Source organism: Porcincola intestinalis (genome assembly GCF_009696445.1).
Lineage (GTDB): Bacteria > Bacillota > Clostridia > Lachnospirales > Lachnospiraceae > Porcincola > Porcincola intestinalis.
In genome coordinates, this window is sequence record NZ_VULZ01000004.1 from 177,923 (window position 1) to 202,782 (window position 24,860).

At 53.5% G+C, this 24,860-nt stretch carries 19 protein-coding genes, 5 tRNA genes, 1 rRNA gene and 1 pseudogene; 9 read left to right on the forward strand and 17 right to left on the reverse strand.

Annotated elements, in window-relative coordinates:
• Positions 1-40: 40 nt before the first annotated feature.
• The 7 genes and pseudogenes from rsmI to FYJ35_RS05695 all read right to left on the reverse strand — a co-directional run bounded on the left by rsmI (position 41) and on the right by FYJ35_RS05695 (position 8,245).
• Positions 41-883, reverse strand: coding sequence for a 16S rRNA (cytidine(1402)-2'-O)-methyltransferase (rsmI, locus tag FYJ35_RS05665; RefSeq protein ID WP_154524388.1), 843 nt, complete (start codon positions 881-883; stop codon positions 41-43).
• 75 nt (positions 884-958) lie between these two features.
• Entirely contained in the window at positions 959-1,750 is a 792-nt protein-coding gene (locus FYJ35_RS05670; protein ID WP_408634762.1) for a tRNA1(Val) (adenine(37)-N6)-methyltransferase, read from the reverse strand.
• 1,064 nt (positions 1,751-2,814) lie between these two features.
• Positions 2,815-3,642 (reverse strand): annotated as a pseudogene (locus FYJ35_RS15200) (PSP1 domain-containing protein); the annotation flags it as partial.
• Positions 3,643-3,645: 3 nt separating this feature from the next.
• A complete protein-coding gene (locus FYJ35_RS05680) occupies positions 3,646-4,698 on the reverse strand; it encodes a DNA polymerase III subunit (RefSeq protein WP_154524392.1) in 1,053 nt (350 codons plus the stop codon).
• A gap of 206 nt (positions 4,699-4,904) precedes the next feature.
• Positions 4,905-5,501 (reverse strand): nucleoside/nucleotide kinase family protein, encoded by a 597-nt coding sequence (locus FYJ35_RS05685; protein ID WP_154524394.1) that lies wholly within the window; start codon positions 5,499-5,501, stop codon positions 4,905-4,907.
• A gap of 5 nt (positions 5,502-5,506) precedes the next feature.
• Positions 5,507-7,279: an aminotransferase class I/II-fold pyridoxal phosphate-dependent enzyme gene (locus tag FYJ35_RS14650; protein WP_154524396.1), complete on the reverse strand. Its 1,773-nt coding sequence runs from the start codon at positions 7,277-7,279 to the stop codon at positions 5,507-5,509.
• 159 nt (positions 7,280-7,438) lie between these two features.
• Entirely contained in the window at positions 7,439-8,245 is an 807-nt protein-coding gene (locus FYJ35_RS05695; RefSeq protein WP_154524398.1) for a TatD family hydrolase, read from the reverse strand.
• A 233-nt stretch (positions 8,246-8,478) separates the two neighbouring features.
• Here FYJ35_RS05695 and FYJ35_RS05700 point away from each other — a divergent pair, with 233 nt between their 5' ends.
• Positions 8,479-9,441 carry an ArsR/SmtB family transcription factor gene (locus FYJ35_RS05700; protein ID WP_205839731.1) on the forward strand — a complete coding sequence of 321 codons (963 nt, stop codon included), beginning with the start codon at positions 8,479-8,481 and terminating at the stop codon, positions 9,439-9,441.
• A 13-nt stretch (positions 9,442-9,454) separates the two neighbouring features.
• Here the strand turns inward: FYJ35_RS05700 and FYJ35_RS05705 are convergent, their stop codons facing one another.
• On the reverse strand, positions 9,455-10,369 hold the full coding sequence (locus tag FYJ35_RS05705) for an ArsR/SmtB family transcription factor (protein ID WP_154524402.1): 915 nt from the start codon (positions 10,367-10,369) through the stop codon (positions 9,455-9,457).
• Between the two features lie 399 nt (positions 10,370-10,768).
• Here FYJ35_RS05705 and FYJ35_RS05710 point away from each other — a divergent pair, with 399 nt between their 5' ends.
• The 7 genes from FYJ35_RS05710 to FYJ35_RS05735 all read left to right on the forward strand — a co-directional run bounded on the left by FYJ35_RS05710 (position 10,769) and on the right by FYJ35_RS05735 (position 18,007).
• Complete coding sequence (locus tag FYJ35_RS05710) at positions 10,769-12,139, forward strand: ABC transporter substrate-binding protein (RefSeq protein ID WP_154524404.1); 1,371 nt, start codon at positions 10,769-10,771, stop codon at positions 12,137-12,139.
• A 160-nt stretch (positions 12,140-12,299) separates the two neighbouring features.
• Positions 12,300-13,199, forward strand: coding sequence for a carbohydrate ABC transporter permease (locus tag FYJ35_RS05715; RefSeq protein ID WP_277067421.1), 900 nt, complete (start codon positions 12,300-12,302; stop codon positions 13,197-13,199).
• Between the two features lies 1 nt (position 13,200).
• Entirely contained in the window at positions 13,201-14,085 is an 885-nt protein-coding gene (locus FYJ35_RS05720) for a carbohydrate ABC transporter permease (RefSeq protein WP_154524406.1), read from the forward strand.
• Between the two features lie 33 nt (positions 14,086-14,118).
• On the forward strand, positions 14,119-15,660 hold the full coding sequence (locus FYJ35_RS05725) for an alpha-N-arabinofuranosidase (protein WP_154524408.1): 1,542 nt from the start codon (positions 14,119-14,121) through the stop codon (positions 15,658-15,660).
• The gene (locus FYJ35_RS15370; protein ID WP_408634763.1) at positions 15,660-16,001 is read left to right on the forward strand and encodes a DUF6171 family protein; all 342 of its coding nucleotides are present in this window, start codon (positions 15,660-15,662) and stop codon (positions 15,999-16,001) included. The genes FYJ35_RS05725 and FYJ35_RS15370 overlap by 1 nt, the downstream gene beginning before the upstream one ends.
• A 194-nt stretch (positions 16,002-16,195) precedes the next feature.
• Entirely contained in the window at positions 16,196-16,981 is a 786-nt protein-coding gene (locus FYJ35_RS05730) for a glycoside hydrolase family protein (protein WP_154524410.1), read from the forward strand.
• A 129-nt stretch (positions 16,982-17,110) separates the two neighbouring features.
• Positions 17,111-18,007 carry a glycoside hydrolase family 43 protein gene (locus FYJ35_RS05735; RefSeq protein WP_154524412.1) on the forward strand — a complete coding sequence of 299 codons (897 nt, stop codon included), beginning with the start codon at positions 17,111-17,113 and terminating at the stop codon, positions 18,005-18,007.
• A 69-nt stretch (positions 18,008-18,076) separates the two neighbouring features.
• On the opposite strand, the gene FYJ35_RS05740 is transcribed toward FYJ35_RS05735, so the two are convergent.
• Complete coding sequence (locus tag FYJ35_RS05740) at positions 18,077-19,234, reverse strand: DUF4428 domain-containing protein (RefSeq protein WP_154524414.1); 1,158 nt, start codon at positions 19,232-19,234, stop codon at positions 18,077-18,079.
• Between the two features lie 906 nt (positions 19,235-20,140).
• Between FYJ35_RS05740 and FYJ35_RS05745 the strand changes: the two genes are divergently transcribed.
• Positions 20,141-21,127 (forward strand): Gfo/Idh/MocA family protein, encoded by a 987-nt coding sequence (locus FYJ35_RS05745; RefSeq protein ID WP_154524416.1) that lies wholly within the window; start codon positions 20,141-20,143, stop codon positions 21,125-21,127.
• Between the two features lie 157 nt (positions 21,128-21,284).
• Here the strand turns inward: FYJ35_RS05745 and FYJ35_RS05750 are convergent, their stop codons facing one another.
• The 8 genes from FYJ35_RS05750 to FYJ35_RS05785 all read right to left on the reverse strand — a co-directional run.
• Positions 21,285-22,367, reverse strand: a complete 1,083-nt coding sequence (locus tag FYJ35_RS05750) for a D-alanine--D-alanine ligase family protein (RefSeq protein ID WP_154524418.1) — start codon at positions 22,365-22,367, stop codon at positions 21,285-21,287.
• A gap of 162 nt (positions 22,368-22,529) precedes the next feature.
• Positions 22,530-23,918 (reverse strand): MATE family efflux transporter, encoded by a 1,389-nt coding sequence (locus FYJ35_RS05755; protein ID WP_154524420.1) that lies wholly within the window; start codon positions 23,916-23,918, stop codon positions 22,530-22,532.
• A 224-nt stretch (positions 23,919-24,142) separates the two neighbouring features.
• Positions 24,143-24,215, reverse strand: a tRNA-Phe gene (locus FYJ35_RS05760).
• 6 nt (positions 24,216-24,221) lie between these two features.
• Positions 24,222-24,295 (reverse strand) — tRNA-Met (locus FYJ35_RS05765).
• A 41-nt stretch (positions 24,296-24,336) separates the two neighbouring features.
• Positions 24,337-24,418, reverse strand: a tRNA-Tyr gene (locus FYJ35_RS05770).
• 72 nt (positions 24,419-24,490) lie between these two features.
• Positions 24,491-24,563 (reverse strand) — tRNA-Thr (locus tag FYJ35_RS05775).
• Positions 24,564-24,609: 46 nt separating this feature from the next.
• Positions 24,610-24,683, reverse strand: a tRNA-Asp gene (locus tag FYJ35_RS05780).
• Between the two features lie 84 nt (positions 24,684-24,767).
• A 23S ribosomal RNA gene (locus FYJ35_RS05785) occupies positions 24,768-24,860 on the reverse strand; the annotation flags it as partial.

The window sequence follows — 24,860 nt, forward strand, 5'->3', positions numbered from 1 at the left end:
CAAAAACCGGGCGCGCATCCGCTCCCGGTTTATCCTGTCTTCAGGTCATCAGCTGGCTGTATACCTCCCGCCGGCTGATCCCTCTGTCGCGGGCGACGGCCTTCATCGCCTCTTTTCTGTCCATGCCCTGGCTGACATACTTCTGAAAATGCTCTTCCACCGTCATGCTCTGGGCGACGGCATCCTGTTTCTCACGCTTCAGCTCACTTCTGCTTCTTCCCTCGATCACCAGAACATACTCGCCTCTCGGCTCTTTTTCTCTGTACGCCCTGAGCGCGTCCCCGATCGTCGTCTCCGCGATCGTCTCATGCTTCTTGGTCAGCTCTCTTGCCAGCGTGATATTCCGGTCTCCCAGCGCGCCGAGCAACTCCTCGAGTGTCCGGACAAGCCGGTGCGGCGCCTCGTACAGCACGATGGTTCTCGTCTCCGTCTTCAGCTCCTCCAGGATCTCCGCCCGTTCTTTTTTGTCCATCGGCAGAAAGGCCTCAAAGCAGAACCGCCTTGTCGGTTTGCCGGAGCAGACAAGCGCATTCACCGCCGCGCAAGCTCCCGGGACTGGAGAAACAGTAATCCCATTCTGAAGTGCCATGCGGACCAGCTCTTCCCCGGGGTCGGAAATGCCCGGCGTCCCTGCGTCCGTCACGACAGCCACATTTTCCCCCTGGAGCAGACGGTCGATCAGGACATGTGCCTTGCTCAGTTTGTTGTACTCATGGTAGCTCGTCATCGGGGTATGGATGTCAAAATGATTCAGCAGCCTGACACTTCCCCGTGTATCCTCCGCAGCGATCAGATCTGCCTCTCTGAGCGTGCGGACCGCCCGCGGCGTCATATCTTCCAGGTTTCCGATCGGCGTCGCGACCAGATACAGTATTCCCGCCATCTTTCCCTCGCTTTAACGTACACTGTTTTCCGGCAGGCTGTTCTGCTCACCCTGTCAGCACAGGCTTTCGTGCCGTCATCCGTACAGCGACCGCACTTCCTCCGTGTAGACGCCCGGCCGCTCATAGATGACCAGCGGTTTTTCGACTGCCAGCCTCGGTCTGCCGCCCCTGACAGCCTCGATCAGCACCATATTGGGCTCCCGCCCCTCCATTGGATGAACCAGCCTCATCCGCTTCGGCTCCAGGCCATACGTATTCAGATTTCGGAAGATATCCGCAAGCCGGAACGGACGGTGCACCATGCACAGCCGCCCCTGCGGCCTCAGTGCATATGCAGCCGCCGCGCAGACATCCTCCAGACTGCACAGAACCTCGTGCCGTGCAGCCGTCAGAGCCTCATTTTCCCCTGTCAGCCCATGCCCGCCGATCATATACGGCGGATTGACCGTGACCAGATCGAAAGACGCCGGTTTTACCAGTTCACGGATCCTGCACAGGTCTCCTTCTATAAAATGAACGCGGCCTGTCTGTTCGTTTCCTGCCGCACTTCGCGCCGCCATATCGGCGCATATCGAGTTGATTTCGATGCCGGAAAAGACCGGATCTGGAGCGTCTTGCTCCTCTCTGTGCCGGTCCTGCCATCTTGCATCCATCAGAATCGGGATGATTCCGTTGCCGCTGCACAGATCAAGAACCCGGCTGCCAGGACGAAGAGCCTGTTCTGCAAAAGCTGCAAGAAGCACGGCATCCATTCCGAAACAGAACAGAGACGGGTTCTGGATCAGCCTTGCCCCGTCCCGCTGCAGGTCATCCAGACGTTCTCCCGGATGCAGGTCAAATCCAGCCGCGCCGGCTTCTTCAGACAGCCGCAGCCCGTGCAGCTGTCTTTCCCTGAGAATCCGCGCCTGAGACTTTTGCGCCTCTGGCTGCCGCCGGACATTTTGTCCCGTTTCCACTATCTTCTCCCATAGATCGCCATCTCATTTGATCTCTTCTGCGTTGCCTCGCCATCTGCTGCCATCAGGTTTTCTCCGCCCGGCACTGGCCGGACTTCCATTGTGTCCGCTCTTTCCCGGACCGCCCCGGCGCCTGCATCCGGTGTTCCGCCCGGGCTGACAGGTTTCTCCACACTGCGGTCTGATTCCGGCTGGCGTTCTCTCCGGAACCTGTTCTGGCTGTCTCCTTTATATTTATATCCGCGCCTTTGCCTGTTCTGGGCTTCCTCGCCACGTTCCGGACGCCTTGGTCTGTCCTGGACATCCTCGCCCCGCTCCGGTCGCCGCATTCTGCCCTGGACATCCTCGCCCCGCTCCGGACGCCTCGGTCTGCCCTGGGCATCCCCGCCACGTTCCGGGCGACTCGGTCTGCGCTGACCATTCTCTCCTCGCTCCGGGCGACTCGGTCTGCTCTGGACACCCTCGCCCCGCTCCGGTCGCCGCATTCTGCCCTGGACATCCTCGCCCCGCTCCGGGCGCCTCGGTCTTCCCTGGACCCCTTCGCCGCGCTCCGGACGTCTCTGCCTGTTCTGAGCTTCCTCTCCGCGGCCGGGCTGATTCGGAGCATCCTGCTTCCGCTCTTCGCGGTCCGGACGATTTGAAAGCTCCCTCCGGCCAGATTTTCTGTACCCCTTCTCCGGCCGCTGCATACGATCCGTCCGTACAGCCGTTTCCATCTGCGCGTCCGCCTCTGATTTCTCCGTCCGCTCTTGCTGCTGCATACCGGCTTCGGAATCAGGCGCCGGCGTCAAGGTGACAGCTCCTGTCAGGCTCTCTGTCTCCCGCTGCGCATCCTCCGGTTTTCTCCGCCCGTCGTCCGCACGGCTCTCATTTCTAACTCTGACACTGTCTGCAGGGCTCTCTCCCCTGCCCTGTGCGCTGTCCGATCTGCTGTCCGGCTTTCTCTGCCCGCTCTCCAGGCTTCCCTGCTGTCCCTCTTCTCTCCGCTTTCTCGGCGTAAAGGTCAGTTCGTCCACGCTGAAGTTCTCGATTTCCTTGCTGTCGTCTTCCTCAAACAGAACACGGACCCGCTGCCGGAGGACATTCAGCTCGATCACCTTGCCTGTGCGTCCGTCGGCAGTCGTCGCCGCCGCACCCAGTTTCGGCATCCGGGTATTCAGGAACTCGTACGTCTCCTCCTCGTTTTTAAGGCAGCACATCAGTCTTCCGCAGATCCCGGAGATCTTTCCCGGGTTCAGAGACAGATTCTGCTCTTTCGCCATCTTGATCGAAACCGGTGCAAAATCATTGAGATAGGTTGCACAGCACAGCTCGCGTCCGCAGCTTCCGATGCCGCCAAGCATCCGGGTTTCATCTCGGACACCGATCTGACGCAGTTCAATCCGGGTGTGGAACACCGACGCGAGATCTTTGACCAGGTCCCGGAAGTCAATCCGTCCGTCCGCTGTGAAGTAGAAAAGAATCCGGTTCTCGTCAAATGCATATTCCGCGTCGACGAGCTTCATCTCCAGATTGTGTTTATGAATCTTTTCCCGGCAGATTTTCAGCGCTTCCTTCTCTTTTGCGGACAGCTCCGCCCGCTTCTCCTCGTCCTCTTTCGTCGCCACGCGGATCACAGACCGGAGCGGCTGCGCCACCATATCATCCGCAACCGTCCGTGCGCGCATCGAGACGACGCCGAACTCCGGTCCGCGCGCCGTCTCGACAATCACATGATCTTCGATGTGGAGCTCAAACTCCTTCACATCAAAATAGTATACTTTCCCGGCGCTGCGAAACCGCACGCCTATGATCTTGACCATATATCAATTCTCCTTCATCGTCAGGAGCAGCAGCTCCATCGTCAGATCGAAGCTGACATTCGCCTTCAGCCGGATCTTCGCCGTCCGAATGGCATCCAGAATCCTCTGGATCCCGTCGTAGGAGCTCTTCTGCGCCGCTTCCCTGATCTGCACAATCTGTTCACGGAAAATGATGCCGTCGGCATCCCTCGTTGCCTTGAAGAGCAGCACATCCCTGTACCAGATTGAGAAAAGATCCAGGATGTCGTTGACCACATCCTTTCCTCTGTCCATGTCGCGAATCAGAACGACGATATCCGATACGTCCCACTCCTTCACATGCGTCAGAATCTGGATCGCGCGCTCCAGCAGGCTGTAGAAATTCTCCGAGGTTGCCAGCGCAACGGCTCTTCCGATATTCCCCTGGGCAAATGCCACACAGATATCCGCCTTGTAGGGCTCGACTCCATGTCTGTCCATCAGATACGACCGCACCTTCGCCGCATCGACAGGGCGCAGCGGCAGCACCACGCACCTGGAAAGGATCGTCTCCAGCATGGCATCTCGGCTCGTCGAGAGCAGGATGATCACTGCATACTCCGGAGGCTCCTCCAGCGTTTTGAGCAGCGCATTCTGCGCTTCCCTCGTCATCTTCTGCGCATCCGGAAGAATATAAATCTTGTACCGGGACGCGTAGGGTTTGATCTGAACATCACTTACAAGCGCCCTGATATCATCGACTGATATCGATGTTTCCTTCTGGTACCGCCAGACCATAATATCCGGCTGGTTATTGGTCTCCGCCTGCCGGCAGCTCTTGCACGTTCCGCAGGCATCGATGGACTGAAGCGGAAGCGTCCCCGAATTCTTCTCTCCCGGGCTTTCCTGTTCCTGCTCCAGCATCCTCTCAAGGGTCTCACACTGCAGTGTCTGGACAAATGCCTGCGCGATGGTTTTCTTTCCCATCCCTTTATCCCCGACCAGCAGATATGCCTGGCTTACGCGCCCGGAGGCAATCGCATTCTTCAGATGTTCAATTGTACGCTCATGCCCTGTAACATCCCGGAATCCTGACATAACGCCTCCTCTGGCACCTTTGCCCATGTATCATTATTATATCGGAACTGCCCGGACAATACAATCTGACTGTCAGACGGCAACAGCCTCCCTGCATGCCCCGGCAAACTCCAGCTCACTTGCATCCTCTGCAATGGTCACATAGCAGCCCCCTGCATGGCCCGGCAAAATCAGACTCAGACCAGACGCTGCCCGCTCTCAGTCTCTCATCCCTCCGCCTGATACGACCGGATGTACGCTGCAATCTCCGCGATGCAGATGCTTCGATTCTCATCATTCTGAAAGCGTCTTCCGATCCCTGCCCGCCGCAGATTCTCCTCCGAGAAGTCCGCCTGGTCCGCCAGAAAACGTCTGCACATCTCCTCATACCGGCGGTTTCCGGGCTTGCGCTCCCGCTTCAGAGCACGCTCAAGCCTGAGCCCGTCATCCACCTGGATATACAGCGGAATCACCTGCTTTTCCCCGAAGTAATCGCGAAGCCGGACATAAGACTGCAGCGTCCCGATTCCGATCACGTCCGTGTCCCCCTCTAATATCCCGTCGTCGACCGTAAAGTACGTCCACAGACCGCACACTGTCTCGTATGTCCGCTCCTCGATCACCTTTCCGGCTTTCTCCAGCCGCCGCAGCGTCTCCCTGTCGGTAAAATGATACTCCTGTCCTTCCATTTCCCCGGCACGGATCGGTCTAGTCGTATACGGAACAAGCGGGCGAAGCTGAAGACTTTCATCCTTCAGCAGCTCCTCATAGATCGTGTCCTTGCCGGACGCACTCTTTCCGCACAGATAGAATAAATGTTTCATGAATGTTACGGCCTTTCCGGCTTTTCTCCCTCCTCTTGCTGACCCACGCACCAGATCGAGCTCAGGCTGTGGTCGTCCGCTCCTTCCACCGCGTACCCGGCCTCCATCAGATCCCGGACACGCACAGGAAGATCGTCCGGTATCCGCTCTCCCGGTGTAATCAGCGGAATACCCGGCGGGTACAGATACAGATACTCGCCGGACACCCGCCCGGCGACCTCCGCAAACAGAATCCGTTCCTGCGCGCTGTCCTGCGCCTTTCTGATCGTCATGACCGCCTCCGGGAAGCTGCTGCGTGCATGCTCTGCAGGTCTGTCGGCGCTGCCTGCCATTTCCCTGGGCGCTTCCGGGCCTGTGACAGCGGATCGTGCTTCCTGTTTTTCCTGCTCTCCGATACCGACTGGCTTCCTTCTGTCTCCTTCCGGCATTGCTGCCTTGCTTACGGTCGGAGGGCTCCCGGCAGTGCTCCAGCTGCGGTCAATCTGATGCAGTGCTTCGCTCAGCCGCCGAAAGCCTTCCTCATCGTCGCCGATCGAGCTGAGCATCAGCACATAGGAACGGGACAGCATCTCCGGCTGAAGATGCCAGGTCTGCCGCAGCGCATCGTACAGCTCACCGGCCTCATGCCCAGCCGGCCTTAGCAGAATCTTCGACGGATCATCCGTCACAATACAGCTGATGGACGACAGGTCTGCCACCGCTGTGTAAAACCATCTGAGATTTTCCGCCAGTCTGTCGAACAATTCTCTTCCCTGGCTCTCCAGCATCCGGATGCACTGATCGATGCTGGCCATGAGCACATAGCTCGGACTGCTCGTCTGGAAGATGTCGAGCATTTCCCGCAGCCGCCTGCGGGAAACCAGCTTTCCCTGTACATGAATCAGCGCTGTCTGTGTCAGCGATGGCAGGGTCTTGTGCACACTGTGGATTACCAGATCCGCCCCCAGCTTCACGGAGGACTCCGGGAAAATCTCATGCATGCCGAAATGAGCCCCGTGTGCTTCATCAACGATCAGGGGAATCCCGTGCCGGTGCGCGATTTCGGCAATCGCCCGCACATCCGAGACGATCCCATCGTATGTTGGCGATGTGATATAAACCGCCTGGATTCGCGGATCCTCCGCAAGCGCCCTCTCCACCTCCGCCGGATCGGCCGGCTGCCCGCAGTCCAGCTCTGACAAGCCGGAGGCCTGCGCATGGTCCTGTACTGTATTGCCATACGCCTTCCTGTCGTCCGGCTCTGACTGGCCGGCTGCCCGCGCACAGCCCGGCTTCTCGCTTTCGCACATCTTCAAACTGCCTGGTTCTGTCAGGCCATCTGCCTGTGCACAGCCCGGCTCTGCGTCGCCAGAACCAGCTCTGTTTCCACAGCCCCCGACCAGGCGGATGTGCGGCGCAGCGCTTCCGCTCGTTCCGGCAAGGTAATGCGCCGTAAGCCCGCCGGCCGCGACCGCGTGATACGCGGCCTTGTGGCTTGCCCGCATCATCAGAAGATGACCTCCCGCGGTCGTAGCCGCACCGATTGCACTGAGAATACCCGCCGTACTTCCATTGACCAGGAAATGCGTCTCCTCCGCCCCATACAGCCTTGCGGCTCTCTTCTCCGCTTCCAGCAGAATCCCTTCCGCATGATGCAGGTTGTCAAATCCATCGATCTCCGTAATATCGAATGAAAACGGGTCCTTCAGCTGCCCAAGCCTCCGCTTGTGACCCGGCATATGAAACGGGTACGCATCCGACCCGCAGTAGCGCACCAGTTCATCATATAGATATGGCATATCTGCCCCTCACTCTCAGATTCCTCTTTCCATGCCCGACCGGTCAGCCATCGTTCAAGCCGTGTATCTGCTGACTGCTGCAGGCATCTTCAAAAGGACCGGTCAGCCGTCGTTCAAGCCATGTATCTGCTGCCTGCTGCAAACACCTGTAAAAAACTGTCAGGCAAGTCTGTAGACATCCTTCGCGTTCTTCAGCAGCGCCGCTGCACACGCCTCCTCATCCATTTCCCGAAGCGCTGCGATCTTTGCGATGACATACCGGATATTCCGGGAGTCATTCCGGGTGCCGCGCACCGGCTCCGGCGCCATGTACGGGCAGTCTGTCTCTGTCACAAGACTCTCAAGAGGAAGCGTCTGCACAACCTCCTTCAGCACTCTTGCATTCTTGAAAGTCACGACGCCGCCGACGCCGATGTGGTACCCCAGCTTCACATACGCCCGGGCCATCTCGACGCTTCCGGAGTAGCAGTGGATAATCCCGCCGCTTAGGGTTTTTCCGGCTCTTGTATGATGCTTCACAATCACATCAAAGGTATCCTGCGCCGCCTCTCGGCTGTGCACATTGATCGGCAGATTCAGCTCCGCCGCCAGGTGAAGCTGTGCAGCAAACCATTTCCGCTGGATCTCCTTCGGCTGTACCATCCAGTGATAATCGAGGCCGATCTCCCCGACGCAGACCACCTTCGGCTGTTCGAGCAGGCCATGCAAGCGTGCCATCACGGACAATGCCTGGCTGCTGCCCTCCTCCCCAAAGATGCCGACCTCATCCGGATGGATACCACAGCCTGCGTACACTTCCTCATAGCGCCGTGCCAGCTCCGCCGACCTTTCAGCCCCCTCAAGGGAAGCCCCCATATTTACAACAAACTCAACACCCTCGTCACGAAGATCTCTGCCAAGAAGACGCGTTCTGTCTGCGTCAAAGGCCTCATCGTCGTAGTGTGCATGTGTATCACAAAATCTCATGTGTCTGCTCTCCCCGCCATGACTGTATTGTACGCCCCTGTCCACTGTCCCGGAATCACGCTCATCAGCAGCTACGATCTTACCACAACCAGCCGTTCATTTGAGCCAGAACATGAGATATCCAAAATTGCAAAAATCCGTCCGCCATGCTAAGGTTACACTATTCGCTGTCATTCTTGTCTGAGGACATTATCTGGTTCAGAAAGAGACAGCCATACGAAGGAGGCCAGCATATGCTTGAAATTCACAATCTCGAGGAAGGCCTCGGTCTTTTTAAAACACTCGGTTCGGAAGTGCGGCTGAAAATTGTCTGGCTGCTTGCCCGCAATGGGGAAATGAACCTGAATGAAATTGCCGGCGCGCTCGGCCTGACCAACGGTGCCATCACCTCCCATATCCGAAAACTTGAGGAATGCGGCATGATCCGCATTCATGCGGCATCCACCGGGCGCGGGAGTCAGAAACGCTGTGACCTGGTCCATGATCGGATTCTGCTCAACATGCTGAATACACCGGAGGAAAAACAGACAAAAGTCTACGAAACCGTCATCCGGGTCGGACAGTACACCGATTATGCTGTCAATCCTCCCTGCGGTGTCGTCACCGCGAAAGGGCCGGCAGGCGGGCTGGAGGGTGTCCGGTCCTTTGCTCATCCGGACCGTTTTGAGGGTGAGCTGTTATGGTTTCACGACGGATATGTCGAGTACCGCATCCCGAATCTCCTTCCACCTGACAATCAGATTGTCCAGCTGACCATCAGCGCAGAGCTCTCATCTGCGGAGGAAGGCCCGTCAGAGGAGCATTCGTCGGAGATCACTTTTTATCTGAACGGCAGGCAGATGGGGACCCCGGAGTATTTCCAGCCCCAGGACGCCACCAGCGGCATCTTTTCTCCCGCCTGGTGGAAAAACAAAGCGCTGTCGCATGGCAATCCCAAATTGATTGTATTCAATCGTTCTGGTGTCTTTATGGAAGGCCGCAAAGCTTCCTCCTCCGGTCTGGGTGACATGAATCTCGATGAAACAAGCGACCTGAGGCTTCGACTGGAAACCAGGCCCGGAAAGCTCCATCACGGCGGGTGCGCAATCTTTGGCTCCGGATTCGGTAACTATCACCAGGACATCGTCGTCCGTGTCCACTATATGCCATCTGATCAGACCGCTGTCCGGGAGGCTGAATCAAAATACAGCAGTTGATGCCGTCGCCTATTCACTCGCGCTCATACTGGATATGAAATTCGATATCCTGGTTATAATTGCCGAAACCACGCCCAAACAAAGTCAGTCCCCCTACATGCTCCGCACTGTCCGGAACCGAGAACCGGAAGTAGATCGGTGTTCGGCTGCTGATATTCAGATCCTGAATGGCAGCCTGAGAGATCTGGATATCATCCATAAAGGTCCCCTTTTCATTGACTGTCAGTGTTTTTAACAGTCCATACTGATTCCAGTTGGACAGCCACCAGTCCGGTGTAAAACGGCCCGGGACATCTCCATAGTCGCCTGGGCTGGTCCATTGTCCCAACAGCATCCCGTTCAAGGAAAAATAGATGTCCGATGGCCAGTTGGCATTGACCCCCGGAGCCTCAGACGAAAGCTCAACAGATACACTGAATTCCGTAATCCGGCTGCTGCGCGGAATGATACAGGGCACCATGTACTCCACAAATCCTCTTGTAAACCACAATATATCCGCCTCGAACCGTTTCTGATGTGTAAAATAACGAGGATCATCTACTTCCCCGATGATGGACTTCTCGGTTGAGATCCCGCAGGTCGGGTAGATCTCACAGGAGGAATACTGCCCAACCCGAATATGGGATGCATATTCATTCTGCCGGGTTGTCTCCTGCGAAAAAACCAGAAATATCTTATCGAGATGCGGCTCACACATCTTCATATTCCCATGCACCATCGCATCCTGATTAATACGGACCAAGTCTGCGCTCTCAAGCTTTCTTATATGCGGCGTCAATGCCCCCTGAGACAGCCCAAGCTTGTCGGCGAGCTCATTCATGCTCATCCTCCCCTTTGCCTGCAGCAGATTCAGAATCTGCAGTCGAACTTCTGACCCAAGCGCATTGAACAGCTCGGCCTGTTCCGAAATATGTTTCAAATATCTCATCGACTCACCTCTGATCAGATCTTTCTCAGATCGGTCTCTCCTGTTATCGGAACTATATCACAAGTTCTGAAATATATAAATAAGTAATTTAATTGCTTCTAAAATTCATGACGTTTATTAGTCATTTCATACAACTTTTCAACATAATTGCTGTAATAATGTGCCGTTTAGTTTATAGATTTTAGTTTTTGATAAATTACTTTGATTTACTGTTGACATTTATTTCATCAGATTATACGATATACCCATACAAAACCGACGCGTCGCCTGTGATTTCCACACATTGCCAGCCTGACGGTATTGTGTGAGAGGACGTTTCTGGCGGGATCTGATCAATCCTCGCCGGATGTCTATTGCGTCAGGCTCACCATGGTTTTCTGATAAGGGAGGTACACTTACATGAAAAGCAAGAAGATACTGGCTGCTGCAACCGCAGCGCTCATGGCTTTTTCGCCCATCTCAGTCATGGCTGAAAGTACTGAAGCCAGCACAGAGGCAAGCACTGAAGGCGAGGCAACAGCCGTCACGACTGTCGGGCCGGAAAACGGCACCAAGTTCGAGATGTGGTCCTTCGTGGATGTCCACAACGAATTTTACGGAAAGATGGTTGATCTCTGGAACAAACAGAATCCTGACAAGCCGGTTACCATCACCTTCACAACCTATCCATACTCCGATATGCACAACAAGCTGATGATGTCCCTTCAGGCAGGTGAGGGTGCGCCGGACATGTGTGATGTCGAGATCGGCCAGTTCCCGAACTATACGGGAGAAAACTGCCCGCTCTATCCGCTGACAGACGCACTTGCTCCTTATGAAGACAAGATGGTCAAATCCAGACTGGATGTCTACAGCCAGGCGGACGGTACCCGGATTGGTGTTCCGACACATGTCGGCGCGAGCGTCATGTACTGGAATGCTGAGATTTTCGAAAAGTACGGTCTCGATTACAAGTCCGTCAAGACCTGGGATGATTACACAAAGCTCGGCGAACAGCTGAAGGAAGCTTCAAACGGAGAAGTTTATCTTACCTCCGTTGATACAGGCGGAACAGACTGGATGTGGGTTGCAATGGCTGAGTATGGAGAAGACTGGACCGGCGGTCCGGACGGAGAAGTCAACGTCGAACTCGACTCTGTCAAGAAGATGCTGACGATGCAGCAGCAGTGGCTCAAGGATGGCATCGCGATGGTTTCCACAGACGGTCATGTCGATCTGGAAGCCGGCTACAAGAATATCTCTGAAGGAAAGATCGCATCCTTCCCGAAGGCAATGTGGTTTATGAGCCGCTTCGTCAACTATATGCCGGAGATGAAGGGCAAGTACGACATCACAACGATTCCTGTCTTCGAGGACGGTCAGAAGTGCTCTGTCGGTATCGGCGGAACCGGCACCGTCGTAACAAACCAGTGCAAGAACCCCGAACTGGCAGCAGAATGGCTGACCTGGGCAAAGTGCTCGAAGGAAGGCGAAGAACACATCTGGAACGATCTTGGCTTCGATGTCTGCAACAAGTCCCTCTGGTCTGACAAAGCCTTCGCTTACGACAAGAGCAATGTGTACAATACCTTCTTCCGTGTCATGCCATACGAAGTTCTGAACGAACTTGCTGACAAGGATGCAATCGGGACCGTCTACACAACATCAGTTTCTCCGACTCTGAATGACTACATCAACACCACCACCCTCAACGAAGTTCTTGAGGAGGGGAAAGATGTAGATGAGGCGCTGGCAGAAGCACAGGATTACGTCGATATGGAAATCGGCTGAATCGCCGGATGAACCAGGCAGCCGTTCCCATCACCTGAGGTGCTGCATGGCTGAATCAAGAAAAGGCTGCCGCACAGCTGCGCGGCGGCCTTTTCTTTCATCCGTTGTCTGATGACATGCATCCGACTGAGCTGTTTGCACAAGAAAGGGGAATCTCATCGTGTATAAGATCAAGAAAGCACTTAATTCGCAGAAGGTGGCACCTTTTGTCTTTGTGCTGCCCTTTATCCTGAGCCTCCTGATATTCTGGGCTTATCCATTGATCAGCGGTATCGTAATGAGCTTTCAGAACATCGATTTCGGCGTCAAGGTATGGGTCGGACCGGCTCATTATCTGAAGCTGGCGCATGACAAATTCTTCCGCATCGCCGTCTGGAACAGCATTGAATATATGGCTCTGACGCTGCTCCTCATGATTCCGATCCCGCTCCTTCTGGCCGTCCTGATGGAAAGTCGTCTGACAAAAGCCAAGGGCGTGTGGAAGGTCATCATGTATATCCCTGCGCTGACCTCCGTTGTCATCTCCGGTATGCTTTTCCGTATGATGTTCTCGGAAGCGGATGGAAGCCAGATGAACCGGCTGCTTGAATGGTTCGGAAAGGCTCCGATTGCATGGCTCAAATCCAAGCCGACTGCATGGGTCGCCCTGCTTCTGCTCTGCATGTGGCGGTGGACAGGCGTCAACATACTCTACTTCCTCTCCGGACTGAAATCGATTGATGACGTCCTCTATGAAGCCGCTGATATTGACGGAGCCTCAGCACGCCAGAAGTTCTGGTACATTACGCTTCCGCTCATCAAGCCAACCACAATCTATGTTGTCACCATATCCGTCTATGCCGGTCTTGCCATGTTCCTCGAAAGCTTCATGCTGTGGAACGGCAATTCTTCTCCCAAGAACATCGGCCTGACAATCGTCGGATATCTCTACAAGAGAGGCATCGAAAAAAATGATATCGGCTATGCCTGCGCTGTCGGCGTTATACTGCTGATCATCGCACTGGCCATCAATACCATCCAGCTGGTAGCGACCGGAACTTTCAAGAAGGAGGAAAGATGATATGACTGCATCAACCGCAAAAGTCAGAATTTCCCATCATACAGCAGGAACCATCATCAGCACCGGTCTTTTCGCGATCATCGGCTTCTTCATCGCTTTCCCGCTTGTGGCGGGCCTTCTTGCCTCCTTTCATCCCGGAAGAGAGCTGGTCCAGAACGGTCTCTCCCTGAACCTGGATTTCAAAACCATGACGCTGAACAACTACAAGTACCTGTTCGGATTCGGCGGCGGGGACAGCAAGGTTGATTCCGCAAAGTATTTCCTGTGGTATAAGAATTCCCTGGTTCTGACGATCACAACCGTCATCCTGACGCTGCTCGTCTGTTATTTCGTCGCCTATGGTCTGACGATGTACAACTTTAAGCTGCGGGGATTCCTGCTTTTTCTCGTCATCGCTACCATGTGCGTCCCCTTCGAGATCCTGATGCTCCCCCTGTACCAGGAGGTGACCGGGATGAAACTGATCAACACGAACGCCGGTGTCATCCTTCCCGGCTTGTGTGCCGCCTCCACAATCTTTTTCTTCCGTCAGTACATGGTGACGCTTCCAAGAGAGCTTCTTGATGCAGCCCGGATTGACGGCTGCAGCGAGTACGGCATCTCTGTCCGCATTATGATGCCGATCACCAAGCCGGCCTTCGCGTCGATGGCAATTCTATGCGCGATGGGCTCCTGGAACAATATGCTCTGGCCGATGCTGGTCTTCCGTGATGCGAAAAAATTTACCCTGCAGATCGGTCTGAACACCCTGCTGACGCCCTATGGCAACAACTACGATCTACTGATTGCCGGCTCCATGTTCGGGATTATCCCAATTCTCGCTGTATATCTTCTCTTCCAGAAGTACCTGATCGAGGGTATGACAGCCGGGGCCCTGAAGGGCTGAGCAGTCTTTAGATTCATGACAAAGGATAAAATCATGACAGAATATTACATCAACGCTTCTCATAAAAAAAACAGAATCAATAAGGAAATCTACGGACATTTTTCTGAGCATCTGGGTCGCTGCATCTACGAGGGAATCTATGTCGGTGAACACTCGGACATTCCCAATGTCAATGGCATGCGAAAGGATGTCGTAGATGCACTCAGAGAGATCAAGGTTCCTGTCCTTCGCTGGCCAGGCGGCTGCTTTGCAGACGAGTATCACTGGATGGACGGAATCGGGCCAAAGAAGCAGCGCAAAAAGATGATCAATACCCACTGGGGCGGTGTGATCGAGGATAACAGCTTCGGCACACATGAATACATGGAACTTGCAAGACAGCTTGGCTGTGAGACCTATATCAACGGAAATGTAGGCAGCGGAACTGTCCGCGAGATGTCAGAATGGATCGAGTACATGACCTTCGGCGGAGTCTCGCCGATGGCAGATCTGCGCGCACAGAACGGTCATCCGGATCCGTGGAAGGTTGATTTCTTCGGCGTTGGAAACGAAAGCTGGGGCTGCGGCGGAAATATGAACCCGGAGTACTATGCCAATGAATATCGTCGATATCAGACTTACGTCCGCCAGTATGCTGTTTCCGATCAAGAGCCCTCTATCAACAATCCAGAATTGATCCGCAAGATTGCCTGCGGCCCGAACACCGATAACATAGAGTGGACTGAAACCGTACTCAAAACCCTCTTTCAGCACAATATGCCCGCATACCATGGTCTGACGGATGGTCTTTCCCTTCATTACTATACCGTCCCCGGAAGCTGGGAACACAAAGGAAGCGCAACCGATTTTGATGAGAAGACCTACTACACAACGCTCTCCAAAGCATGCTACATGGACAAACTGATCCGCATGCACAGTGGAATCATGGACAAGTATGATCCGGAGAAAAAACTTGGTCTGATTGTCGACGAGTGGGGAACCTGGTACGACGTGGAACCCGGCACAAACCCAGGTTTCCTCTATCAGCAGAACACCATGCGGGACGCCATCGTGGCAGGCATCCATCTCAATCTGTTTAACCAACACAGTGACCGTGTGAAAATGACATGCATTGCACAGATGGTCAATGTCCTGCAGGCTGTCCTTCTGACAGACGGGGACAAACTCGTCCGAACACCTACATACTATGTCTTTGATCTGTTCAAGGCCCATCAGGATGCAACACTTGTTGCCAGCCATATCGAAACAATTCCGATTGGCAATGAGGGTGACCCGGTTCCGAATCTCTCGGAATCCGCCTCGGTTGATCAGGATGGAAGGCTCCAGATCACAATCACAAACCTGTCCTGTGATACAGCTTATCCGATCCATACGCATCTTGCCGGATTCAAGGCGGGACATGTTGATGCAGAAATTCTGACAGGGGATATTCACGCGAAGAATACCTTCGAGCAGCCGGATGCCGTCAAGAAAGCATGCTTCTCAGATGTCACTCTGACAGAAGATGGCCTTCTCTTCACGATTCCGGCCTGCAGTGTTCTTCATCTGACGGTGGAGGCTCCCACCGCCTCATGATGCAGGGAAATCCGTTTTCCGGAGATAACGTCCGACTTCCTCTTTTTTTCTGCAGACGATGCACAGCCCCTACCCGGTCAGAAGAAGCCTACCTGGATGAGCTGCGCGCCTATGTGCGCCAGACGGAAGACGATATGAAGGTCAGCGACCGAGTGTACAGGAAGCGCCTGGCCTGTTGCAGCTCCTGCAGCAGCCTGATTACGGGTACGTGCAGGCTATGCGGCTGTTATGTAGAACTGCGTGCCGCATTATGGTATAAAAGCTGTCCGATGACAGCTCCTGCCTGGAAGGCTGAGAGCGGGCCAGCCTGGCAGAATGGGGAGGAGCCTCTGCACATTTGATTGTAACGAAAGGGATTGCCGCATCGCGACAGTCCCTTTTCCATTATTTCGCTTCCGATGATCGCAGCAGGAGGACAGAGCAGAAGAATATGACGGGAACATTGAAAGTATCTGTAAAAAATATACTGGTTGCACTGAGTGCCGCCTTTTTTGTATTATCCGGCGCATTTCAGACACCCGCAGCCGAACAGCCCATGCCAGCTCTGGATACGGAAGGCACTTGCGCCATACAGCCCTTGCATGTATCTGTCCATGACCCGTCGGTGATCCTCGATCAGGACGGTACCTGTTACCTGTTCGGATCCCACACAGCCATTGCATCAAGCAAAGATCTCATCCAGTGGGAACAGATCTCCTCCGACTATGGAAACGGCAGACAGGTTCCCATTTACGGAGACCTTGACAAGCTCCTGAAAATCCCATTTCGCTGGGCAGGACGCGATGATGGGGACGCTGCAGGCGGATATGCCGTCTGGGCTCCTGATATTTTTTGGAATGAACAATACAGATGGGAAGACGGAACAAAGGGCGCCTATATGCTTTATCTCTGTACGTCCTCGACATGGACAAGATCGGTCATCAGCTTCTGCGTTGCCAAAAAACTGACGGGTCCTTACACCTTCGCCTCACCGATTGTATACTCCGGCTTCACAAAAAACGGAAAGCCAGATGGCAACAGTACCCGCAGTACAAAATGGGACCAGGATATTCTGAACCTTAAGGCGCTCAAAGACAAGGACGTTATTGATGAGATCAGTGACAACTGGTTTACAAAAGACGGAGGATGGAATTTCAGGTACGCCCCCAATGCCATCGACCCAAACGTTTTCTTTGACAAGGATCACAGGAGAATGTACCTGTCATATGGATCCTGGAGCGGCGGCATATTCCTGCTGGAGCTCGATCCAGAGACAGGCCTTGCCATCTATCCCGGGGTGGATTCTACAGACCGTGAATCCGGCAACTTTGTCGACCGGTAATTTGGTATTCATCTGGCGGGCGGTGGCCATGCATACGGGGAAGGTCCTTATATCAAATATGACCCTGAAAGCGGATTCTATCATCTGTTCATCACGTACGGAGGCCTTGCCTCGGATGGTGGTTACAACATGAGGCTCTTCCGTTCACGCCATGTATCCGGCCCATACCTCGACGCAGCTGGAAGAAACGCAGCTGACAACGCTTATGATCCGGATGATTACGGAATCAAGCTGATTGGAAATTACAAATTCACCGGTCAAGTTGGAGTGCGGTCCGCCGGCCATAATTCACAGCTTATCGACTCAACGGGAAACCGATACCTGATCTACCATCAGCGTTTTGATGTGAAACCACAGCTGGAAGCACATGAAGTGCGTGTACACCAGCAGTTTCTGAATGAAGATGGCTGGCCTGTCACCGCTGTCTACGAATACCGCGGTGAGAAGCCCTCCCTCTACAGCAAATCAGAAGTAGTCGGACATTATGAGATGGTCTGCTCTGGGACGGAAACAAGCAGCGATATGCTTCCCACTCTCCTCCTGACTCTGAACGCAGACGGCAGTGTTGAAGGTTCAAAAACCGGTACATGGACCATGTCCGACTCCGGGAAAGGCTACCACAATCTGACGATGAAGCTTGGGAACACCGTATACAAGGGCTTATTCTTCCGTCAACATACGGAAAATAAGGATCCGAACGCTGTGATGACCTTCTCTGCAATCGGCGATGACAATACGAGCCTGTGGGGAAGCCGGATTGCCCCCTCTAACCGGGAATTGACGCTGGAGGCTGCGGCTTCTTTTATTCGAAACACTCTGCCAAAAGTCACATCCGATGATCTCGTTCTTCCCTCGGAGGTCATCGGATGCAGAATTCGCTGGTCCAGTAACCTTGAGAATGTGTTAAATCATGAAGGTCATGTGTGCCCCGTTCAGGAAAAAACCAAGGTGACACTGACTGCTGTCCTCTCGCTCGGCGGGGAAACCCGGACCGAAATGATCAAGATTCGTGTACGACCCGAATAACAGGCCAGAAAATGCGCAGGTCCCGATCCATGTATGATTCAGGCCTGCGCATTTTCTGACTGTATGAAGTTATACCATGTCATTCTGCGTGATCGGGTCGCCACACTCCGGACAGAAGGTCGGAACCGGTTCCCCTGGATGAGAGGTCCATCCGCACTTGTCACACCGGACAACAGCACCATATGCTCCGCCCTGACCACCATATACGTTATTTGGCTGACCGTATGCGCCGTTCTGATTCTGGGCGCCGTACATCCCGTTTTGCTGCCCGTATGCACCATTCTGGTTCTGAACACCGTACATCCCGTTTTGCTGCCCGTATGCACCGTTCTGATTCTGGGCACCGTACATCCCGTTTTGCTGGCCGTATGCACCGCCCTGGTTCTGAACACCATACATGCCATTGGGCTGGCCGTATGCACCGCCCTGGTTCTGAACACCATACATGCCATTGGGCTGGCCGTATGCACCGCCCTGATTCTGGGCACCGTACATGCCATTGGGCTGGCTGAAGCCCTGTCCGCCCGGCACACCGCTGTATCCGCCTGCTGCAAGATTTCCATAAGCTGCCTGGCTGCCCGGATATCCCGCCCCGGCTGCTCCGAAGCCTCCTGCCATCTGCACTGTACGCCCGGTCAGCAGAGCGACAATCTCATTCCCCGCCTGCTCCATCGCCATCATTTTTCCACGCTCGTGGTCCTCTACAGAGAACGTGTTCATCTGGAAATCCATATCGTCAAACCACGGCGAATTGACCGAGATATGCATCACATAATCATATGAATACTTAAAATGCGGCGGGACATAGCTCCTCATGTTTCCGTCGCTGTCCTTGTACTTCTCCTCATCCCGGTCTTCCTTCACCTCAAGCCTGCAGCCTGTCACCTGCGACAAGCTTACAATATCCGGGTTCTCCTGCTCATCCAGCTTCGATGCAACCGTGAACTGTCCCTTGCCCTGATCTACGAACACGTGGTACCTGTCTGTCGCGATATCTCTTGTCACCTGAAATGCCCGGACCGCCTCTTTGTTCATCTCACGGTAGTCCAGCTGCCGGCGAATATCCTCCACCGTGCTCTGCCTCCGTTCCTCAAACCAGGGGGACAGCTTCTTCGCACAGTTCTTGCAGAGATTGCCATCCGTCAGCTTTCTGTTTCCAAGAAGTCCGATCTCGCCTCCGCAGATGCTGCACTCCTTTTTTTCAAACACCTTCCCAAATAGTCCCATACTGTTCTCCTTATAGGCATATGATGATGATGGCCATGTAATACGTTAAGTATAATTTAGCTTTTTGTCTGAATCAAGTCACATAAATAATATTCAGTGTATATTATTGACTTTGCTTACCCATTTTAACAACTATTTTCCCCTATATATTTACAAAATACGTGTAAAATAGTGCTATGGATCTGAATTTACAGAAATCATGAGGGATTATGGAAAACAGAAAACAACACAATATGAGGTTCCTGTCTCAGATGATGTACGGAATAGGCGAGTTTTTCAACGGCGGCGTTTTCGTCATCATCAATACATTCTTCATTGTCTTTATGACGGACGCCATCGGAATCCCGTGCGAGCAGCTCTGGAACAAGTAAAATGCGCGCATCTACAGGCACACCTCCCTGCATCAGCCCTGAAGTACCTTGAACGGAAAAGTTCACATAAACTCCACAGACCCGCCATAAGTTTGTCACAGGGCGGCATTATCTTATAACCATCAGATGAAACAAAAGAAACGAAACAAAACTTCATCTGTTCCATATATAGGCAACAGGCAATTAAGCAACAACTTTTCATACTCCCTCCCAGAAAAGCCAGCCGGTCGGCTGGCTTTTCGATTGTCCTGAAGTACCCGGGGCATCATTCCACACCTGACTGACTTCTCATTTCACCGCATGTCCGATTCAGCGCTGTCACCGCATGTCCGATTCAGTGCTTGGATTCCTGCTTCCATCCTGATATACTTGTTTTATCATGTTTTGCAGAAAAGATCCGGAGCACTGAGTGTTCCATGGTTCAGCCGCAGCGCTGCTGAATCGCATCGGGATTCAGTGACCCCTTGCGATCGCGGCTGCGTCTCAAGGCAGGCCGGATTACACAACATCCCAGTGACGACAGGAGGAAAAAACCATGCTTCGTTTTGCGATTCTTGGGGCGGGCAGCATCGCCCGCACGATGGCAGATACAGTCAACGGAATGAAGGGAGAGATCGAACCCTATGCGATCGCAGCGCGCGACAAGGACCGCGCGGAAGCGTTCCGACAGCAGTACGGGTTTACCGTCTCATACGGCAGCTATGAAGAAATGCTCGCTGATCCGAAGGTCGATCTGGTCTATATCGCGGTTCCCCACTCGCACCATCACCGGTGGACGCTCGCAGCGCTGAACGCTGGAAAGAACGTCCTGTGTGAAAAGTCATTTGCAGCCAGTGAAGCGCAGTCTCGGGAGATGATCGAGCTGGCAGAGAAAAAGCACCTCCTCCTGACCGAAGCCATCTGGACCCGGTATCAGCCGTCCAGGAAGATCATCGACGAGGCGGTCAAAAGCGGAATCATCGGAAACATCCGCACGGTCTCTGCCAACCTCGGGTATCCGATCTCCCATGTGGAGCGTATGCAGCGTCCGGAGCTCGCCGGCGGCAGCCTGCTGGATCTGTCGGTTTATGTCCTGAACTTTGCCTCGATGGTACTCGGCGACAGCATCCGGAAGCTCACCGCCACCTGCGTGAAGACAGACACCGGCGTCGATGGCCAGGACAATTTCTGCCTCGAATATGAGAATGGTGCCATGGCAAGCCTCTTCACAACGATGTATGTCCCGACCAACCGAATGGGGCTCATCTGCGGCGATAAGGGCTTCATCGAGGTTGAAAACATCAACAATCCCCAGAAGATCACTGCATTCCGGCAGGAGGGCTATGGAAAGAAGGAAATCGCCAGCTGGAACGTTCCAAAGCAGATCACAGGATATGAATACGAGGTGCGGGCATCCATCAAGGCAATTGAGGAGGGAAGAATCGAATGCCCGGAGATGCCTCACAGCGAGACGCTTGAGATCATGCGTCAGATGGATGAAGCCAGAAAACAGTTCGGCATCGTCTTTCCGTTTGAGCGCTGAGCTGGAAGATGTCATTGCATCATCCATCCTAAAAGATAAAACTGCCAACCTGCAATATCCCTTTCGGGACATCAGGCTGGCAGTTTTTTATTCGATCGCTATGAATCGGATGATCGATTCGGCTCGGCTTTTGACTTGTCTTTTGGCTTGTCTTGTTTCAATATGTATTTTCCGGGTGTCTGGTATACGCGGTATCTATCAGCGCCTGAATCAGCTCCTTCTTGCTGACTCCCTGCGCTTCCCAGAGCATCGGATACATGGAGATCGCCGTGAATCCCGGCAGTGTGTTCAGCTCGTTAAAAACCGGTCCTTCCTTCGTCAGGAAAAAGTCAACCCTTGCCAGAGAATAGCCATCAACCGCCTCAAAAACGGCAACCGCCGCTTTCCGGATCAGCTCACGGTCCTTCTCATCCATCTCCGGGTTCGTGTCTGTCTCCGACTGCGGATTGTTATACTTCGCGTCATAATCGTAAAAATCGGCTGCTGCCAGAATCTCTCCGACACCGGATGCCTTCACATTGCCGTCCTTGTCCCGGAAAACAGCACACTCCACTTCTCTCCCAACGATGGTTTCCTCAATCAATACCTTCTGATCCACCGTGAACGCTTTCTGGATTCCGTCAATCAGCTCCTGTCTGTTGTGCGCCTTCGTGACACCACAGCTCGATCCTGCATTCGACGGCTTGATGAAGACCGGATAGAAGAACTTCGCCTCCACCCGCGCGACATTATCCGCCATATCCTCAAGCTGCTTCCCGATAACACTGACATAGTCCGCCTGACGGACACCGATGGAGCGAAGCGGTGCCTCCGCGATGATCTTTGTATAAAGCTTGTCCATCGACACCGCAGACGCCAGAACACCACAGCCGACGTACGGGATTCGGCTCAGTTCAAAGAGTCCCTGAATCGTTCCGTCCTCCCCATTTTTTCCATGAAGAGCCGGAAAAATTACGTCCACCTTCCGGAAGGACATCCTCCCTTCCTCATCCGTGACCAGGAGCGACTGCAGCTTCCCGTCCGGAAGCAGAATCGCGTGAACCTTCGAATCATACCAGCTTCCATCCTCGACCGATTTCAGCGAATCCGCCAGCAGCCATTCCCCTTCTTTTGTGATGCCAGCCAGAAGCACATCGTATTTCTCCGTATCGATGTTCCTGACAATATTGACAACCGACTTACAGGAAATCTCATGTTCCGTTGAGCGGCCCCCGAAAACCGCCAGAAGTGTCTGTTTCATGTTCCTTCTCCCCTTGTTCTATGTCGATAGAATCCTCAATCTGCTGATGATTGTCAGGCGTACCGCGACGGCTTGCCTGATTTCGTCTTGAACTTCATCCTGCTTCGTCAGCACCGCGCAGCCTTCTTATCATATCACATATGAGCACATATGAAACCTTCGTCAGATCGCAGAGCTACTGACAATCTTCCGGTCCAGCCATTTCATGCTCAGGTAGCGATGCAAGAATATGATGCCCCGCAGGGTCCAGTCTACAGCCATTCCTATCCACACCGCAATCGGACCGACATGAAAAACGCGAATCAGGACCACAGCCAGAATGACTCTCGCCGTCCACATCGTGATGCTTGACGTGATCATTGAAAAACGAACATCGCCTGCTGCCCGCAGACCATACGCAGGGATGAACGCCGGTACCCACACAATCGGCTTTACGATACTGATAAAGATCATCATCTGAAAGCACATCTTCCCGGCAGCCGGCTCAAGCCCTGCCAGGAAGATCACCGGCTTCGTGAGAATAAGAACAGCCAGAACGCTCAGAAACACGGCGAGGTACGCCAGCTTTGTCAGCCTGACAATGTAGTATTTTGCCTCTTCTCTCCGCCCTGCGCCGATGGTCTGTCCTACAACCGTCATCAGGCCAATCCCGATTCCGATTGCGGCGATCCCGTTCAGACTTTCCAGGAGAATCGTCAGCGCCTGGGCCGCAATGGCTGTTGTTCCAAGAAGTGAAACGGAGGATTGAATGACCAGCTTTCCGAACTGAAACATCCCGTTCTCGATTCCGGCTGGCACACTGATCGACAGAACATCCCGGATGGTATCCCATTTCGGTTTGACCAGATACCGGCGAAGTACAATCTGCTGGCGGCCCTTTCGAAGCATGACGAACAATATCACTGCATTCAGAATCCTGGATCCCAGCGTTGCGTATGCGGCACCGGCAACGCCAAGATTCAGTCCGAAGATGAGAATGGCGTTCCCGCCTATATTGGCTCCGTTGCACAGCGCTGCAATCAGCATCGGAAAGCGGCTCTCCCCGCCGGCACGGTAGAATGCGGCTCCGCAGTTTGAAAGCGCGATGAAGGGATAAGAGAGCGCCGTGATCAGGAAGTAAATGAGCGAATTCCGCATCACATCCGGCTCGACTGTTCCGAAAACCAGATGAAGCAGTGGTACTCTGAGCACGACACAGACGGCCGTCAGCGCAACCGACAGTACGATGTTCGTCAGCACAATCTGCTCTGCGGAACGGTTCGCACGCTCTCTGTCCTGTCTGCCGATATAGAAGGAACAGATGATGGTTCCGCCGGCTGCCAACGCCTCAAATACCTGAATCACAAGCACATTAATTGCATCGACCAGGGAAACTGCGGAAATTGCTGCGCTTCCGCATCTGGCGACCATGACCGTATCCATCATGCCCATCAGTGTGTTGAGCAGCTGCTCGGCCATCAGCGGGATCAGGAGACGGCGCAGCGCCTGTCTGTCAAACAACAGATCTCCGAAGTTAATCTTCGATCTGTCATAGAACTGTAATTTCCTCATCCCTGTCTCCCTCCCACCGTATCTCTCACTGACATCCATCTCCTCTGTTATATCATCAGCAGCCGGTATTATGTAAAGATACCGAGAGCAAATAGAGAATCTGATTCTTTTTCTATTCTATTTTGCATGAGTTATTGCATGAGCTTTGCTAAAATCGTTGCTAAAAACGACATATAAAAAACTCTGGAACCCGCATAATTACGGTATTCCAGAGCAAAAAAATATGCCCAGAGCAGGAATCGAACCGGCGACATAAGGATTTTCAGTCCTCCGCTCTACCAACTGAGCTATCTGGGCATATAGTTGCGGGGGAAGGATTTGAACCTACGACCTCCGGGTTATGAGCCCGACGAGCTTCCAGACTGCTCTACCCCGCGCTATAAAATTTTACAGATCAGAGGTTTACTTCTAATCTGAATGGATGGCGGTGGATTCGAACCACCGAAGCAATTTGCAGCAGATTTACAGTCTGTCCCCTTTGGCCACTCGGGAAGCCATCCATATTCGCTGAATGTATTCAGCAACTTTTATTCTACATGATGATTTCAAAGAAATCAACAGAAGAATAAGAAAGCCGATGATCGGACTCGAACCGATAACCTGCTGATTACAAATCAGCTGCTCTGCCAATTGAGCCACATCGGCATATTACGGACCGCATCATCGATCATACGATGAATTCGATGGGAAACGACCCAGACCGGGTTCGAACCGGTGACCTCCGCCGTGACAGGGCGGCGCTCTAACCAACTGAGCCACTGGGCCTTATACCTTGAAAACCGCACACAAAATCTTTATCCTGACATTCTCTTTTTTATCCGTTTCCAAACTCACTTACCATTGTGCCTTTTGGATAAGCCTGCGACCGATTAGTAACAGTCAGCTCCATACATTACTGTACTTCCACCTCTGTCCTATCTACCTCATTCTCTCTGAGGGGTC

Bases quoted from the DNA above. Each gene is read 5' to 3' on its own strand.
- FYJ35_RS05685 (WP_154524394.1), bottom strand. From the start codon at position 5,501: ATGAAACATTTATTCTATCTGTGCGGAAAGAGTGCGTCCGGCAAGGAC.
- FYJ35_RS05735 (WP_154524412.1), top strand. From the start codon at position 17,111: ATGAGGCTCTTCCGTTCACGCCATGTATCCGGCCCATACCTCGACGCA.
- rsmI (WP_154524388.1), bottom strand. From the start codon at position 883: ATGGCGGGAATACTGTATCTGGTCGCGACGCCGATCGGAAACCTGGAA.
- FYJ35_RS05740 (WP_154524414.1), bottom strand. From the start codon at position 19,234: ATGGGACTATTTGGGAAGGTGTTTGAAAAAAAGGAGTGCAGCATCTGC.
- FYJ35_RS14650 (WP_154524396.1), bottom strand. From the start codon at position 7,279: ATGCCATATCTATATGATGAACTGGTGCGCTACTGCGGGTCGGATGCG.
- FYJ35_RS05725 (WP_154524408.1), top strand. From the start codon at position 14,119: ATGACAGAATATTACATCAACGCTTCTCATAAAAAAAACAGAATCAAT.
- FYJ35_RS05695 (WP_154524398.1), bottom strand. From the start codon at position 8,245: ATGAGATTTTGTGATACACATGCACACTACGACGATGAGGCCTTTGAC.
- FYJ35_RS05745 (WP_154524416.1), top strand. From the start codon at position 20,141: ATGCTTCGTTTTGCGATTCTTGGGGCGGGCAGCATCGCCCGCACGATG.
- FYJ35_RS05700 (WP_205839731.1), top strand. From the start codon at position 8,479: ATGCTTGAAATTCACAATCTCGAGGAAGGCCTCGGTCTTTTTAAAACA.
- FYJ35_RS05680 (WP_154524392.1), bottom strand. From the start codon at position 4,698: ATGTCAGGATTCCGGGATGTTACAGGGCATGAGCGTACAATTGAACAT.
- FYJ35_RS05710 (WP_154524404.1), top strand. From the start codon at position 10,769: ATGAAAAGCAAGAAGATACTGGCTGCTGCAACCGCAGCGCTCATGGCT.
- FYJ35_RS15370 (WP_408634763.1), top strand. From the start codon at position 15,660: ATGCAGGGAAATCCGTTTTCCGGAGATAACGTCCGACTTCCTCTTTTT.
- FYJ35_RS05730 (WP_154524410.1), top strand. From the start codon at position 16,196: ATGCCAGCTCTGGATACGGAAGGCACTTGCGCCATACAGCCCTTGCAT.
- FYJ35_RS05755 (WP_154524420.1), bottom strand. From the start codon at position 23,918: ATGAGGAAATTACAGTTCTATGACAGATCGAAGATTAACTTCGGAGAT.
- FYJ35_RS05705 (WP_154524402.1), bottom strand. From the start codon at position 10,369: ATGAGATATTTGAAACATATTTCGGAACAGGCCGAGCTGTTCAATGCG.
- FYJ35_RS05720 (WP_154524406.1), top strand. From the start codon at position 13,201: ATGACTGCATCAACCGCAAAAGTCAGAATTTCCCATCATACAGCAGGA.
- FYJ35_RS05750 (WP_154524418.1), bottom strand. From the start codon at position 22,367: ATGAAACAGACACTTCTGGCGGTTTTCGGGGGCCGCTCAACGGAACAT.